13 protein-coding genes and 1 tRNA gene are annotated in these 14710 nt (G+C 71.9%); 6 read left to right on the top strand and 8 right to left on the bottom strand.

Annotated elements, in window-relative coordinates; all coding sequences use genetic code 11:
* The first annotated feature begins 9 nt into the window (after positions 1–9).
* Together HS041_RS10525 and HS041_RS10520 are read left to right on the top strand one after the other, a co-directional pair.
* A complete protein-coding gene (locus HS041_RS10525) occupies positions 10–219 on the top strand; it encodes a helix-turn-helix transcriptional regulator (RefSeq protein ID WP_196440277.1) in 210 nt (69 codons plus the stop codon).
* On the top strand, positions 216–1583 hold the full coding sequence (locus HS041_RS10520; RefSeq protein ID WP_196440276.1) for a tyrosine-type recombinase/integrase: 1368 nt from the start codon (positions 216–218) through the stop codon (positions 1581–1583). The genes HS041_RS10525 and HS041_RS10520 overlap by 4 nt, the downstream gene beginning before the upstream one ends.
* A gap of 47 nt (positions 1584–1630) precedes the next feature.
* Here HS041_RS10520 and HS041_RS10515 read toward each other — a convergent pair whose 3' ends face one another.
* The 3 genes from HS041_RS10515 to HS041_RS10505 form a co-directional block, all read right to left on the bottom strand.
* Positions 1631–3013: a hypothetical protein gene (locus HS041_RS10515; protein WP_196440275.1), complete on the bottom strand. Its 1383-nt coding sequence runs from the start codon at positions 3011–3013 to the stop codon at positions 1631–1633.
* A 182-nt stretch (positions 3014–3195) separates the two neighbouring features.
* Positions 3196–3270 (bottom strand) — tRNA-Arg (locus HS041_RS10510).
* A gap of 82 nt (positions 3271–3352) precedes the next feature.
* Positions 3353–4222 carry a C40 family peptidase gene (locus HS041_RS10505; RefSeq protein ID WP_196440274.1) on the bottom strand — a complete coding sequence of 290 codons (870 nt, stop codon included), beginning with the start codon at positions 4220–4222 and terminating at the stop codon, positions 3353–3355.
* Between the two features lie 172 nt (positions 4223–4394).
* On the opposite strand from HS041_RS10505, the gene HS041_RS10500 reads away from it, so the two are divergent.
* A complete protein-coding gene (locus HS041_RS10500) occupies positions 4395–4784 on the top strand; it encodes a response regulator transcription factor (protein ID WP_307845230.1) in 390 nt (129 codons plus the stop codon).
* A gap of 54 nt (positions 4785–4838) precedes the next feature.
* Here HS041_RS10500 and HS041_RS39740 read toward each other — a convergent pair whose 3' ends face one another.
* Complete coding sequence (locus HS041_RS39740) at positions 4839–7613, bottom strand: helix-turn-helix transcriptional regulator (RefSeq protein ID WP_307845229.1); 2775 nt, start codon at positions 7611–7613, stop codon at positions 4839–4841.
* A gap of 286 nt (positions 7614–7899) precedes the next feature.
* Here HS041_RS39740 and HS041_RS10490 point away from each other — a divergent pair, with 286 nt between their 5' ends.
* Positions 7900–8520, top strand: a complete 621-nt coding sequence (locus tag HS041_RS10490; protein WP_196440271.1) for a LysE family translocator — start codon at positions 7900–7902, stop codon at positions 8518–8520.
* Here HS041_RS10490 and HS041_RS10485 read toward each other — a convergent pair.
* Positions 8472–9263 (bottom strand): alpha/beta fold hydrolase, encoded by a 792-nt coding sequence (locus HS041_RS10485; protein WP_196440270.1) that lies wholly within the window; start codon positions 9261–9263, stop codon positions 8472–8474. The genes HS041_RS10490 and HS041_RS10485 overlap by 49 nt on opposite strands.
* 63 nt (positions 9264–9326) lie before the next feature.
* On the opposite strand from HS041_RS10485, the gene HS041_RS10480 reads away from it, so the two are divergent.
* Positions 9327–9875, top strand: a complete 549-nt coding sequence (locus HS041_RS10480) for a TetR/AcrR family transcriptional regulator (protein WP_196440269.1) — start codon at positions 9327–9329, stop codon at positions 9873–9875.
* Positions 9876–9886: 11 nt separating this feature from the next.
* On the opposite strand, the gene HS041_RS10475 is transcribed toward HS041_RS10480, so the two are convergent.
* Genes HS041_RS10475 through HS041_RS10465 form a run of 3 tightly spaced genes read right to left on the bottom strand, consistent with a single transcriptional unit; the run spans position 9887 to position 12638 of the window.
* On the bottom strand, positions 9887–11098 hold the full coding sequence (locus HS041_RS10475; RefSeq protein ID WP_196440268.1) for a hypothetical protein: 1212 nt from the start codon (positions 11096–11098) through the stop codon (positions 9887–9889).
* 30 nt (positions 11099–11128) lie between these two features.
* Positions 11129–11515, bottom strand: coding sequence for a Rid family detoxifying hydrolase (locus HS041_RS10470; protein WP_196440267.1), 387 nt, complete (start codon positions 11513–11515; stop codon positions 11129–11131).
* 13 nt (positions 11516–11528) lie between these two features.
* Positions 11529–12638 (bottom strand): alanine racemase, encoded by a 1110-nt coding sequence (locus tag HS041_RS10465; RefSeq protein ID WP_196440266.1) that lies wholly within the window; start codon positions 12636–12638, stop codon positions 11529–11531.
* Between the two features lie 285 nt (positions 12639–12923).
* Here HS041_RS10465 and HS041_RS10460 point away from each other — a divergent pair, with 285 nt between their 5' ends.
* A complete protein-coding gene (locus HS041_RS10460; protein ID WP_196440265.1) occupies positions 12924–14612 on the top strand; it encodes a glycosyl hydrolase family 8 in 1689 nt (562 codons plus the stop codon).
* The last annotated feature ends 98 nt before the right edge of the window (positions 14613–14710 follow it).

The following is a 14710-nucleotide window of genomic DNA, read 5'->3' as shown; positions in this document are numbered from 1 at the left end:
CTGCCCATCATGACCCACCGCACCGCGTCCCCGTCCAGCAGACACGAGTGGCTGACCGTCGAGGAGGTCTGCCGCGAACTGCGCGTCTCCCGCCGGGCCTGGGACCGCTGGCGCGCCAACCGCACCGGCCCGAAGGCCGTACGGCTGGCCGGGAACGGCCCGATCCGGGTCCGGCGCGACTGGCTGGACTCCTGGATCGAGGGTCAGGAACGCGCGTGAAGAGCTATGACGTGCGGTTCTGGAAGATCCAGACTCGCAAGGGCAGGCGCAAGCCGTACGAGGTGCGCTGGGTCGTCGCCGACCGCCCGTTCAGCCAGTCGTTCGTGACCGGCGCGCTGGCCGACTCTTTCCGTGCCCAGCTCATCACCGCAGCCCGGAACGGGGAGGCGTTCGACTCCGAGACCGGCCTGCCGGATTCCATGCACCGGGAGAAGCAGGCCGTCACCTGGTTCGAGCACGCTGTGGACTACGTGGCTGCCAAGTGGCCCAAGGCGGCGGGCAACTCGCGCCGCTCCATCATCGAGGGCGTGCTCGCCGTCACGCCCGTACTGGTGCGCGACCTGCGCGGCGCTCCCGACACCGACACGCTGCGGGAGGCGATCCGCTGGGCGGTCATCCCCTCCCGCGACCAGGAACAGCAACCGGAAGAGGTGATCCAGGCGCTGGTCTGGCTGCGCAAGGCGTCCCTGCCGATCACCGCCCTGACTGAGCACAACGTCGCGAGCAGGGTGCTGGCCGCCTGCGCCACTCGGTTGGACGGCGCTCCGGCCGCGCCCGAGTACCACCGGCGCCGACGACGTATTCTCTACAACTGCCTGCAGTACGCGGTGAATCAAGGGCGCCTTCGGGAGAACCCCCTCGCCCTTCAGACGCTGCGCAAGGAGTGGACTCAGCCGGACGTCGACAGCGCCGTCGACCCGCGCGCCGTGGCCAATCCGCGGCAGGTCGCCGACGCGCTGGTCGTCTGCAGCTACGTCGGCCGCAGGCAGGGGCCGCGCTTCGTGGCCTTCTACGGGTGCATGTACTACGCGATGATGCGTCCGGCTGAGGTCACCCGGCTGCGCCGGGCCGACTGTCACCTGCCTGAATCGGGATGGGGGAAGCTCATCCTGGAGGCCTCCGCTCCCGAGGTCGGCAAGGACTACACCGACAACGGCGAGCTCCACGACGACCGCTCGCTCAAGGGACGGTCGAAGAAGACGGTGCGGCCAATCCCGATCCCGCCCGAGCTGGTGACGCTGCTGCGCCAGCACATCGAGCGGTTCGGGGTCGCCGCGGACGGCCGGTTGTTCCGCTCCGAGAGTGGACGGCCAATCCCCAAGTCGGCCTACACCAAGTTGTGGAAGAAGGTGCGGGCCCTGGTTCTGCCCCCCGAACAACTCACCTCCCCGCTGATGGCTCGACCGTACGACCTGCGCCACGCCGGAGTCACCTGGCGGCTGTCGGCGGGCATCCCGGCCGCCCAGGTTGCTGAGTGGGCCGGTCACAGCGTCGAGGTGCTGCAGCGGATCTACCACCGCTGCATGTCCGGCTACGACGAGGTGTGGATCGACCGCATGGACCGCGCCCGGAAGGGAAAATGATCAATACTCCTGGTGAGCGTCGGCAGCCCTGCTGGCGCTCACCGGAGTCAGCCCTCCATGTCGCCGGCAGTCTGGACGAGTCGGGTCATGACCTCCACCGGTAGCCCAGGGTTGGCGGCCGCGGAGAATGCGACATACCTGTCGGGATCATGCAGCAATGCCGTGATCCGAGGAACGGGCAGGCGTGGGTCCCGGGCCATGGCCGCCCGGACTTCCGGCGCCTCGTCCTGGCTCAGCCGCTCGATGACGTGCGCGGGTGTCTGCGGATCCAGCACGACCAGGCGCCGTTCGCGCGAGTGCGGTGAGTCGGCGAAACGGGCCAAGCCCGCTCGCGGAAAGCATGGTCGGCCGGTCAGTTCGCCTTCCGAATAGCCGGCACCGCCCAGGACCACCCGTAGCAACAGGTCGGCGGGTGCGTCCGGGTGGTGTTCGGCCAGCAGGAGTCGGACCGCCGGATCGTCATCGTGGGCGAGTCGCTCGATGAGGTCCGGCCCGAGTCCCGGGTTGCAGGCAACGCTACGGCGCAGCACCACATGGGCCGATCGGGCACAGCGGGCCATCGCGGAGGCGTCGGTGAACCGGTCCCGGATCCACGACAGCGGGACATGCACCTGATACAGCTCGGGGTCATACGCGATGGCCGCACGCTCGGCTTCGGTGAATTCCGGGCGGAGCGAAACCATCAGGCGCACCCGCGGATCCGGATCGGCGGACAGCTCTTCCACCAGATCGCGGTCCAGATGCGGGTTCCCGGCGACCAGGTGGCGGCGTCCGGGGTCATCGCTGCGGGCGTAGCTTTCGGCCATCGCCCTGGGCAACGGCGCCTCACCCGCGATCTGCGCCGCATCGTCACCCGCGAGGATCGCATCGAGCAGTTCCGGCCGCTCCCGGTACGCCCTCAAGCGGGCCTGACGCCGTACCACCGGGTCCGCGTCCGCGAGGAGAACCGTCTTGGCATGGTCAGCAAGCCGGTCCCAGCCGGAACACACCGTTTTCCGCACCTCGGGTTCCGGATCCGCCGCGAGCGCGGTCAGAACGAAAGCGGGAGCATGCCAACTCTGGGCCAGCTCACATCGGACCTCGATGCATGGGTCACGCGCCATCAGAGTGTACGCGGCGTCGGTCAACGGCGTGGCCCGGTCGTGGAAGCGGCGCCACTCGGGTCCTGCGGCCAGGGCCCAGCGCACACGAAGGACGGGATCGTGCACGAGCCTGGACCGGACCTCCGCCGAGACATGCGGATTGACCGCGAAACACGTCCTGACCTTGGCGTCGCGGTGATCGATGAAGGCGTCCACCACCTGCTCCGGCAGATCGGCTCGCCACGCCAGGTCCGGTAGCACGTCGGCCAGCACCGCGGACTGGAGCATGCAGAGCATGAGATGTGGCGGCAGTGCGGAGTTGGTGGCCAGGCCCGACAGCACGTACACCGTTCTCCTTACTACCGACGTGAGCAGCGTCAGCGGGAGCTGGAGGAGTTGACGATCATGTCCCACGGCTGTCCCACAGCGTTCGTCATCCGGCATCTCCGGCCGTCGCAGGATGACAAGACCGGGTCGCTGTCGGAGCAAGCGAAAGGCCAGGTCAGACGATGTCTGTCCTGGCCTTCGGTTGGTGCCCCCTGCAAGATTCGAACTTGCGCTCCCGGCTCCGGAGGCCGGTGCTCTATCCCCTGAGCTAAGGGGGCCAACGAGTGATTAGATTACCAGCATCCGGAGGGGAACCGACACTCAGCGCGTGAAGTAAGTGATCTGCCGTCGCAGCGGGGCTCAGCGGGGGGACGGCCGGACCGCGCCGCGGTAGCGGGCGCGGTAGTAGGGGGAGGACGCGAAGTCGGTGGTCTTGACGACGTCACCGGTCTTGGGCGCGTGGACCATGACGCCGTTCTTCACGTAGAGACCCACGTGGGTGGGCGCGCCGGTGCCGCCTCCGAAGAAGACGAGATCGCCGGGGCGGAGCCGGGAGAACGGCACCCGGCGCCCCTGCCTGAACTGGTCGCCGGTGTAGTGGGTGAGCACGGCTCCCGCCTTGGACCAGGCGTGCAGGGCGAGGCCGGAGCAGTCGAAGCCGCCGCGCGTCGGTCCGGTGCTCGAACCGCCGCCCCAGACGTACGGCGTGCCGAGTCGGCGGAGCGCGGCGGCCACCGCGATCCGGCCGGGCGAGAGGCGGGCCGGACGTGAGGGGTTCGTCTCGGTCCGCGGACCCGGCCGGGCGGGATCGGCCGCCGGCCGTGGCACGGGATCTGCCTGCGGGCGGGTGGATCCCGTCGCCGGCCGCGACCCCGGTCTCGGACCCTCTTGAGGTCGCCTGGGTTCCGCCGCGCGCTCCTCCTCCGGCGAGGGCTTCGGATAGGGCCCCGGGTAGGGCGGGTGGGCGTCGGCGGGCCCGTAGGCGAGGCCGGGAGGCCCCGCCGGCCGGAACCCGGAGGAGCCCGGCCGTCCTGCTCCGCAGTCAGTGACGATCAGGGCCCGCACACCCTCGGGGAGCCAGCTCCAGAGGCCCTCCGGCAGCCGGGAGAGCACCGGCGGGCAGGACCTGCGCGCCTCGGCGACGCCGGCGCCGTCCGGGGTGGTCATGGCGTGGACGCCGTCCGGAGCCGCCATGGCGAGGACGGCTGCGGCGACGAAGGCAGTGATCACGTTTGGGCCTCCCGGGCTCGATGGATGATCGAGGCCCCAGGATCGGCGGAGCGGGATGATCAGGACGGAGCCGAGTCCTGTTCTGGGGAAAACCTGTCGCCTGTGGACAACTCCGTGTACACATCCGGCGAAACCCGCGCGGGATCGACGCCGAGGAGTTAGCTTGGCGGCCGTGGGAGAGCTTCTGGGCAAGGTTCTGGTGGTGGATGACGACGAGGTCATCCGACAACTCATCGCGGTCAACCTGACTCTGGAAGGGTTTCAGGTGGAGACCGCCTTCGACGGGCAGAACTGCCTGGACCGGGTGATGGACGTGAAACCCGACGTGATCACCCTGGACGTCATGATGCCCAGGATGGACGGCTGGATGACCGCCAGCCGGCTGCGGAGCGACGACAGCACCAGTCACATCAAGGTCGTCCTGATCACCGCCCGCGCCCAGGAGGAGGACAAGCGGCGCGGGCTCGGCATCGGGGCGGACGCCTACCTCACCAAGCCGTTCGACCCGGCCGAGCTCATCCAGGTCGTCCGCGATCTCGCGGTGTCCGCCCGCGGCGGCTGACCGGTCACGGCGGCCCGCCTGCGACCCCCTCCGGACCCCTGTGCCTTCAGCGGCTCAGATCAGGCCCTCCCGCCGGGCGACGGCGGCGGCCTGGGTCCGCGAGGAGACGCCGAGCTTGCCCAGGATGTTGGAGACGTGCACGCTCACCGTCTTCTGCGCGATGAACAACCGCTCGCCGATCTCGCGGTTGGGCAGCCCCTCCGCCACCAGTGCGAGCACCTCCTGCTCCCGGCCGGTCAGCAGCCCCGGCTGGGCCGGCGTGAACCGCGCCCGGCGTCCCAGCTCCGCCAGCGCCGCGCCCAGAGGCTTGGCCCCCAGCGATTCGGCGGCCTCGACCGCCCGCTGCCACTCCACCAGCGCCCCGGCGCGGTCGCCGGCCGCCAGCAGCGCCTCCGCCAGTCGCCAGCGTGAGCGCGCGACCTCGTAGACGAAGCCGAAGTCGAACGCCTCCACCACCGCGCGCCAGGCGTCGACGTCGAGGCGGCCGTGTGCCCGGTGCCACTCGGCCTCCGCCCGCGCCAGCCAGGCCACCCCCTCGGGCCCCAGCGGGCCCCGGATGCCCGCCGAACCCGGGCCGACGACGGTGGGCACCCTCGCCCGTTCCAGGAAGGCGTCGGCTTCGGCGGCGCGTCCCAGCTCCGCCAGCGCCCACAGGCCCGTCGCGGCGAGCCGCACGACGCCGGCGTCGTGCGGGTAGAGCGCGTCGAGCGCCGCGTGGACGTGGCCGAGCGCGCCCTCGGGGTCGCCCCGCCAGAGCGCGTGCTCGGCGGCCAGGCCGTGCCCCATGTAGGAGACGAACACTTCCGACCAGAAGGGCTCTATCCAGGAGAGGCGCTCCTCCACCGCGGGCAGGCCCCGGGCTACCTCGACGAAGAGCGCGAAGGACGAGAGCGTGGCCTCGGCCGGGGTGCCCGCGCGGATGCCGAACCCGGCGGCGATCTTCTCCGCCGCGTCCCACTCCCCCGCCACGTAGTGGATCAGGAAGCGGAGGAAGCGCAGGTCGGTGCCGAACGTGCTCCAGTCGAGGCCGGTCTCGTGCGCCAGCCGCAGGCCCCGGTCCGCGGTGACCGCGGCTTCCTTCAGGTCGCCGCTCTCGTACTGGACCCGGGCGAGCTGGAAGATCGCACGCAGGTCGATGGCCAGGTCACCGGAGCGCTCGGCGGCCGCGCACGCCAGCAGCTCCTTGGCGCGGGGGATGTCCGCGGCGAGCGCGGCCAGGGCTCCCAAGGTGATCAGCGCGCTGGTCTCCGCGTCGGTGGCGCCGCTGGCGCGGGCGGTCTCCAGGGCCCGGACGGCGAGCGGCTCCACCTCGTCGTGCCGGTCGGTCCAGTAGAGCGCGCGGGCGTAGGTCGCCAGGGCGCGGGCGAGCATGGGCGCCTCACCCGCCGTCTCGACGGCCGCCTGGGCGGCGGCGATCGCGCCGGCCTCGTCGTCGGCGTCGATGAGGCAGTAGGCCAGCCGCTCGTTCACCTCCGCCGAAGAGGGCAGCCTCCGCAACTGGGAGATGGCCCGGTGGTTGTCACCGCTGTCGGCCGCCGCGGCGGCGCTGCGCATGGCGAGGCGGACGTGGTCGGTCCCGGCGAGCCGTTCGGCGTCGGTGACCCGGTCCCAGAGTCCGAGGGCCTGCTCGAAGTGGCGGTGGGCCTCGGCGGGGGCCCCGAGGCGCTCGGCCCGGCGTCCGGCCTCGACCGAGGCGGCCAGAGCTCCGGCCAGATCGTGGCATGCCAGGTAGTGGTAGGCGAGCTCCGCCGCGGAACCGCTCCGCGCGGTCAGCAGCCGGGCGAACTCGGCGTGCAGGCGGGTCCGTTCCCCGGGGAGCAGGTCGGTGTAGACGGCCTCCTGGAGCAGGGCGTGCCGGAAGGAGTAGCCGTACTCTCCGGAGGGGCGCAGGAGCCCTCGCGAGACGATCTCCCGCATGGACTCCTCGAAGGCCAGGTCGTCCAGGCCGGAGGCCTCCTGGAGGAGGTCGTGATCGACTCGCCGTCCGGCGACGGCCGCGCCGCGCAGCACCCGCTGTGCGGGGTCGGAGAGCATCTCGGCGCGGGAGAGCAGCAGGCTGGCCAGGCCGTCGGGCATCAGGCAGCCGCCGAGCGCGGCCTCCAGCAGTTCCTCGGCGTAGAAGGGGTTGCCCTCCGCGCGGTCGACCACCTGGTCGATCATCCGGGTGTCGGTGCCGCCCAGCACGGCGACGTAGTCGGCCATCTCGCCGCGGCCGAGGGGGCTCAGCTCGACGGAGGTCACCGAGGGGAGGCGCTTGAGCTCGGCGAGGACGCGGCGGAGCGGGTGACGGCGGTGGAGGTCGTCGGTCCGATAGGTGCCGACCAGGCAGACGTGCTCGGTCTGGAGCATCCGGCTGAGGAAGACCACCAGGTCGCGGGTGGACTGGTCGGCCCAGTGCAGGTCCTCCAGGATCAGCAGCACCGGCTGGGTGGACAGGAATCCGAGCATCGAGCCGAACAGCTGCTGCTGGGTGAGGCCGGAGGCGCTCTCCGGACCGCCGTCGGCGCCGCCGGGCAGCAGCCTGCCGAGGACGGGGCGCGCGTCGAGCGCGGCGCGCAGCTCCCCCTCCGCACCGCGCAGGGCGTCGGCCAGCGGGAGGTACGGCAGCGCGTCACCGAGCTCGGCGCACTGCCCTGCGAGCACGGCGAAGCCCGCCTCCCTGGCCCGCTCGGCCAGCTCCGTGACCAGCCTGGTCTTGCCGATGCCGGCGTCGCCGCCCACGAGGGCGACGCCCGGCATGCCCCGGCCCGCGGAGTCCAGCACGGCGACCAGGCGATCAAGCTCCAGCAATCGCCCGACCAGAGTGCTCTGCACTTTCTGTGACCCCACGTCGGCGAGTATGCCACGGACCTCTGTCATCGAACTGATCCGAATCGCCACAGACCTGCAACAACCTCCCATCTCGACCACGGCCCGCGTCCGGCGGGCCCGCCTCCGCCCCACCCCGCCCGTCCGGAGACCGTCCGGAGACCGCGCGGGACCACGTGGGGGCATCCGGCCGGACAACCGCCGGGGAGTCTCCCGGGAGGACCGCCCGGGGAACACGATTGGCCCGGAGGAACCGCCCGTGATTGGCCTTCGCCCCGAGGGTCGGGACCCTCCTATGGTCGAAGGCATGGTCTCGATGCCCACACTCCTGGTGTTCGCGGCGGCTTCCCTGGCCCTGGTCCTGGTTCCCGGCCCCAACCACCTCTACATCGCCGCCCGCGGCATCGCCCAGGGCCGGGCGGCGGCGGTGGCGAGCGCGTTCGGAGTGGAGGCCGGCACGCTGGTGCACATCGCCGCCGCCGCGGCCGGGCTCTCCTACGTGGTCGCCCGGTCGGCGTTCCTGTTCAACCTGATCAAATGGGCGGGGACCGCCTACCTGGTCTATCTGGGCGTCCGGGCGCTGATGAGCAGGCGGGAACCGGAGGTCCGCCAGACCGCTCCGCAGCCGCTGCGCGCGGTCTTCCTCGAGGGGATGGTCGTCAACGTGCTGAACCCCAAGGTCATCTTGTTCTTCCTCGCGTTCCTGCCCCAGTTCGTGGACCTGGAGGCCGGGGCGGTGCCGCTGCAGATCGTCGTCCTGGGCGGCACGCTGCTGCTCCTGGGCCTGATCTCCGACATGGTCTACGCCGCGGGCGCGGACGTGCTCGGCAGGAAGCTGCGGAACAAGGCCGGCCGGCTCGGTTACGTCAGCGGCGTCGTCTACCTGGGTCTCGGCGTGGCGACCGCGCTCTCCAGCCGTTCCAGCTGATCACCGGCCGCATCTCCCGGACCCGCCGTCCGGGCGCCGCCGCCCGCCCCCGGTCCGTCCACCTGGTCGCAGAGGTCTCCCACCAGGCGCGCCAGCGCGCCGGGAGCGGCCAGCATCCCCAGGTGCCCGCGTCGCGGGACCAGGATCAGCCGCCCGTCCCGACAGGCGCGCAGGAAGGTGCGCTCGTCCGCGCGGAACGGATCACGGGCCCCGTTGACCAGCCAGACCCGCCCCGGATAGGCGGACAGCGCCGCGAGCTGCCCGTGCCCGGTGACGGCCTCCACGACCTGCGGCATCACCTCGCAGGACAGGCCGCCCGCCACCATGGCCTCCCCCGCCGGGCCGGGCAGCGCCCGGCGCAGGCCGTACGCGCTGATCCGGTCGGCGAGGGACGGGTCCCACGCGGACAGGGAGGCGATGAAGCGATATATCCCGGCATGGCGGCCGGGGAGCGCCGTGCATCCCATCGCGACCAGCCCGGCCACCCGTCCGGGGAACCGCTCGGCCGCGGCGATCCCGACGTAGCCGCCGAGCGAGAGCCCGGCCACGAACGCCCGCCCGCCGACTCCGTCGATCGCCTCGGCCACCGCCGAGGCCGCCGCCTCCATCGCGAACGGCTCGCCCCGCCTGGTCCCGTGCCCCGGCAGGTCCACGGCGACGGCGGGCCGGGCGAGGCGGGACATGACCGGACCCCACATGGTCGCGCTGACCCGGATCCCATGGACGAAGACGATCGGCAGCATGAGTGACCTCCTGACCCGAAAGCAACGCACCGTTGCGTTGCTTTACACGCTACCCTGAGAACCATGGCACCGCGCAAACAGCAGGAGATCTTCCAGGCGACGCTCGGCCTGCTCGCCGAGAGGGGATACGAGCGCCTGACCGTCGAAGGGGTGGCCGAGCGGTCGGGGGTCAACAAGACCACGATCTACCGGTGGTGGCCCTCCAAGGCCGCCCTGCTGGCCGCCGCGCTGGTCGAGGCGGACGTGCTGGCCGTGGACACCCCGGACACCGGGAGCCTCAGGGGTGACCTGGAGGCGCTGGTCCGGGGGATCGCCGCACTGCTCACGCAGGCCCCGGCGGCGGGCGTCGCGGTGGCCGCGCTCGGCGCCGCCGTCCACCACCCGGAGCTGGCGGAGGCGGCACGGCGCTTCTTCGCCGACCGGTTCGCCCGCGAGGAGCAGGTCTTCGAGCGGGCCAGGCGGCGCGGAGAGCTCCGCGAGGACGCCGACCCGATGCTGATCATGGATCTGCTGGGGGGTGCGGTGTGGCTGCGGGTGGTCTTCCGGGGCCTCGCCCTCGACGACGGCTTCGCCGCCGAGGCGGTGCGGGCCGTCCTCGACGGCTCGGCCTGACCGCCTCGGGGTCAGCCGGAGAGCGCGGCCGTGATCCGGTCGAGGATCGGGTACGGCATGAGCCCGTAGGCGTAGAAGTCGACCGCGTCCGCCCCGGCGGCCCGGACGGCGCGGACCTTGGCGGCGAGGCGGTCGGCGGAGTCGGTGTCGGGAGGCCCGGGCCGGAGCACGACGCGCAGCTCCCTGTCCTTGCCGGTCGAGCGGCGGTAGGCGCCCACGTCGTCGGCGACCCGGGCCGCGTCGCGGGCGTAGGCGAGGACGCCGATCGAGGGCACCAGGTCACCGAGGGCGACCAGGTCCACGCCGGCCTGCCAGGAGTCGTGCGCGGCCAGGATCGGCGAGGGCAACCCGTCGGCGTAGCCCTTCACCGCGCCGGTGCCGTCCAGGAAGACCAGCTGGGACCCCTCTCCGGCCACGGCCGCCGCGGTCTCGGAGACCAGGGACGTCACCGTCTCGGACCGCGCCCGCGCGTAAGCGACCACCTCCGGCCCCGCGTAGGCGGTCAGCGCCGCCCTGGTCACCTCCCCCTGGGCGGGCGGGTCGCCGTCGAGCACGCCCCCCACCACCCGGGCGCACTCCTGGCGCGCGGCCTCGGCGTCGACGCCGAGGTCGGCGGCGCGGCGCAGGCAGAACTCGCAGAAGCAGAGGCCGATCAGGAACAGGTCCATCGGGCCGAGGGGGACGAAGCTCCGCTCGTGGTGGTAGCCGTGCCCGAAGGTGCCGAAGTGCAGGCCCTCGGCGACCACGCTGTCGACGCCCTGCCTGGCCACGCCCCGCGCCAGTGCGACCGCGTAGCGGCGGACGTCGGGGTGGGAGGGGCACAGGTCGGCGAGCGAGCCCCGGTCGCCGAAGCAGTTGCGCACCGTCACCTCGGGGTGGGCCTCGCCGAGGGTGACGCTGTGCAGGAAGACGGTCCAGCCGTGCATCCTGAGCCCGCGCTCGGCGGTGGCCCGGCGCAGCGCGGTCAGCGGCTCCTCCCCGGCCCCCGGCTGGACGGGCGGGACCAGGCGGAGCCCGCCGAACAGATCCTCCGGCGGGGTGAAGTGCACCCCGTCCCTGCGGATCGTCACCCGGGACGACCCGTGCGGGGTGACGTCGCGGGTGCGGTGGTAGGCGGCGGCCACGGTCACACCGGTCACGCCGTAACCGGCGACGCGGTCGAGGACCGCCTGCGGTCCCTCGCCCCGCACGTCCTCGACGTAGACGTACATCGAGCTGTCCAAGCCGCCGTCCTCCCCGCTGTCGGTCAGACTCTAACGCGCCTTGTAGGCCACGAAGTCGATCTCGACCAGGATGTCCATCAGGTCGGACCCGACGGTCGTGCGGACCGGGTAGGGCTGGGTGAAGTAGGACTTGTAGACCTCGTTGTAGGCGGCGAAGTCGCGCTTGAGGTGCTGCAGGTGCACCGTCGACTTCACCACGTCGTCGAAGCCCAGACCGTGCGCGGCGAGGATCGCGCCGAGGTTGCGCATCGTCTGGTGGGTCTGCTCGGCCACGTCGGCGCCGACGACCTCACCGGTCGCCGGGTCCAGCGGGCCCATGCCCGAGGTGTAGACGAAGTCGCCGATCACGACTCCCTGGGAGTAGGCCCCGACCGGCGCGGCGCCGTCGTCGGTCCGCAGCTCACGCTTGCCGCTCATTCATCCGCCCTTGCTAGAAGAAGGTGCTGATCAGGTCGACGACCAGGTAGTCGTCGTCCACCACCGGCATGACCCGCCACTTGTCGAAGGCGGTGCACGGGTGGGAGATCCCGAACGACACCAGGTCCCCCGGCCGCACCGGGGAGTCCGGCGCGAGCCGCAGGACCGTGTGCTGGTCCTGGACTTTGAGAACGGTAGCGCCCTCGACGGCGCCGCGCGGAACCGGCAGTCCCTCGTCGAAGGGGGCGTCCCGCTTGCCGAACCCGACGACGGCCAGGCCGGGCTCGGGGACGGACAGCACATGCGCCCAGATCTCCAGCGCGGGACGGAGCTCTCCCTCGATCCGGGTGTACGGCGTGCGCTCGCGGTAGTAGCCGTCGTCGTGGGAGACGTAGGCCCCGCTGCGCAGCATGACCACGGCCTGGCAGGCGGCCAGTTCCCGGCCGATCACGTCGAACCACTGACTGCCGCCCACCGACAGGATCGGATTCCTGACCCGCAGGTGCTCCACCGCCTCCATCAGCCGGTGCAGGTAGCGCCGGACCTCGGCCGCGGACTTCAGCGAGCCCTCGTACCCGGCCACGCCGGCCAGTTCCACGCCGGGCGCGGCCTGGGCCGCGGCGGCGACCTCCAGCAGGTCCTCCAGGGTGCGGCTGCCGGCCCGCCCGCCCTCGTGCCCGAGCTCGGCCAGCACCCGGAACGGCCGGGATCCGGCGTGCCTGGACAGCGTCTCCACCCCGGCCACCGAGTCCACGAAACAGAGGAACTCGAACGACGGGTCCCCGGCGAGCCGCGCCGCGAGCGCGTCCAGCGCCGCCGGGTCGAAGATCTGGTTGGCGAGCAGGACGCGGGAGACGCCGAACTCGCACAGGGTCAGCGCCTGGCTGGGGGTGGCGGCGGTGAGTCCCCACGCCCCCGCGTCGAGCTGGGCCCGGACGATCTCGGGCGACATGGTCGTCTTGGCGTGCGGGACGAGCGTCAGCCCGTGCTCGCGCGCGAAGGCCGCGAGCGTGGCGATGTTGTGCCGCAGCGCGTCGCGGTGCGCGACCATCACCGGGAAGGTGAACGCTCCGCCGAACAGCGACTCGCCCACGACCCTGCCGGGATCGGTGATCCCCTTCAACGACGTCCCCCTTCGTCCGCCCGGCGGCCTCCGCCGGCCCGTCTCCCGAGGACCTTATCCGCATGCCGGAGACGGCACCGGAGATCGTTCCGGTTCTCCGCGAACCGTGCTCGCGACCACGTGAACCGCGCGCGGTGGCGCCGTGGGCCACCGCGGGAGCCGGCCCGGTCCGCCCGGCACACGATTTGGGCCCCCTTGACCCTTGACTACGACATGTCAGGAGTGGTGGCATCTTCATCTAGTTAGGAACCTTTCCTAACTAGTTACCGCAGAGAGGGGATATCCGTGCCCGCACGATCCCGCCTCCGCCGTTCCTGGACCGCCCTCTCCCTGGCGCTGGCGATGAGCACATCGGCGCTGGTCCTGACGGCCTCGCCCGGCTCCGCCGCGGACTCCCTGCTCTCCCAGGGGCGTCCGGCCTCCTCCTCCTCGAACGAGGACTCCACGCTCGTCCCGGCCGCGGCCTTCGACGGCAGCACCTCCACCCGCTGGGCCTCGGCGGAGGGCGTCGACCCCCAGTGGCTCCGCGTGGACCTCGGCCGCTCCGCCGCGATCTCCCGGGTCAAGCTGACCTGGGAGGCCGCGTACGGCAAGGCCTACAAGATCCAGACCTCGGACGACGGCTCGTCCTGGGCGGACGTCTACTCGACCACCACGGGCGACGGCGGCGTGGACGACCTGACCGTCTCCGGCACCGGCCGCTACGTCCGGATGCACGGCACCGTCCGGGGCACCCCCTACGGCTACTCGCTGTACGAGATGGAGGTCTACGGCAGTACGGGCGGCGCGACCCCGACCCCGACGCCCACCCCCACCGCGGGGGGACCGGGCGTGCCCTTCGGCAGCCACCGCATCCCCTACGCCTCCGGGATGCTGCGGCCCAGCGGGAGCCAGGCCACGCTCGACCAGAAGGTGGTCGACTACTACAGACGGTGGAAGGCCGCGTTCGTCAAGCAGAACTGCGGCAACGGCTGGTACCAGATCATCTCCCCCGACGCCGACCACCCCTACGTCGCCGAGGCCCAGGGCTACGGCATGGTCATCACCGCGACCATGGCCGGAGCCGACCCCGACGCCAAGAAGATCTTCGACGGCCTGCTGAAGTACGTCCTCGCCCACCCGTCGTCGATCACACCGGGGCTGCACGCCGCCGAGCAGGACACCTCCTGCAGGAGCGTCAACGGCGGCGACTCCGCCACCGACGGCGACCTCGACATCGCCTACGGCCTTCTCCTGGCCGACCGGCAGTGGGGCAGCTCGGGCGCCTACGACTACCGGCAGCTCGCGATCAGGCACATCAACGCGATCAAGGCCGGCGAGCTCAACCCGACCACCAAGCTGCTGAAGCTGGGCGACTGGAGCTCCTCCGGCGGCGAGCACTACTGGATCAGCCGGCCCTCCGACTGGATGATCGACCACTTCCGGGCCTTCCGCAAGGCGACCGGCGACTCGACCTGGGACACCGTCCGGGCCAACCACCAGAACCTGATCGCGTCGCTGCAGTCGACGTACGCACCGGGTACCGGCCTGCTGCCCGACTTCGTGGTCGACACCAACGCCACCGCCCGGCCCGCGCCCGGCGAGGTGCTGGAGGACCCCAACGACGGCGCCTACTGGTGGAACGCCTGCCGTACCCCGTGGCGCATCGGCGACGACGCGGTGACCAGCGGCGACGCCAAGTCGCTGGCAGCGGCGCGGAAGCTGAACAGCTGGATCAAGGGCAAGACCGGCGGCGACCCGAACAGGATCGCCATCGGTTACCGGCTCGGCGGCTCGCAGATCAGCGGCGGCAGCGACCCGGCCTTCTTCGCCCCGTTCGCGGTGGCGGCGATGACCGACCCCGGCAGCCAGGCCTGGCTGGACGCCCTGTGGAACAAGATGCTCGCCACCCCGATCGACACCGGCAGCTACTTCGCCGCCAGCATCCAGCTCCAGACCATGATCACCGTGACCGGCAACCACTGGGTGCCCTGACCTCTGCGCCCCCTCGTGGCGGGAGCCCGCACCCGGCTCCCGCCGCCCGCCGGTACGGCTCCCGCCCCCGTCGGTGGAAGCCGTACCGGCCCCGTCCC

Source organism: Planomonospora sp. ID67723 (assembly GCF_015711605.1).
Lineage (GTDB): Bacteria > Actinomycetota > Actinomycetes > Streptosporangiales > Streptosporangiaceae > Planomonospora_A.
Note: the sequence above shows the minus strand (reverse complement) of the source record. Positions and strands in the feature narration are given on the sequence as shown.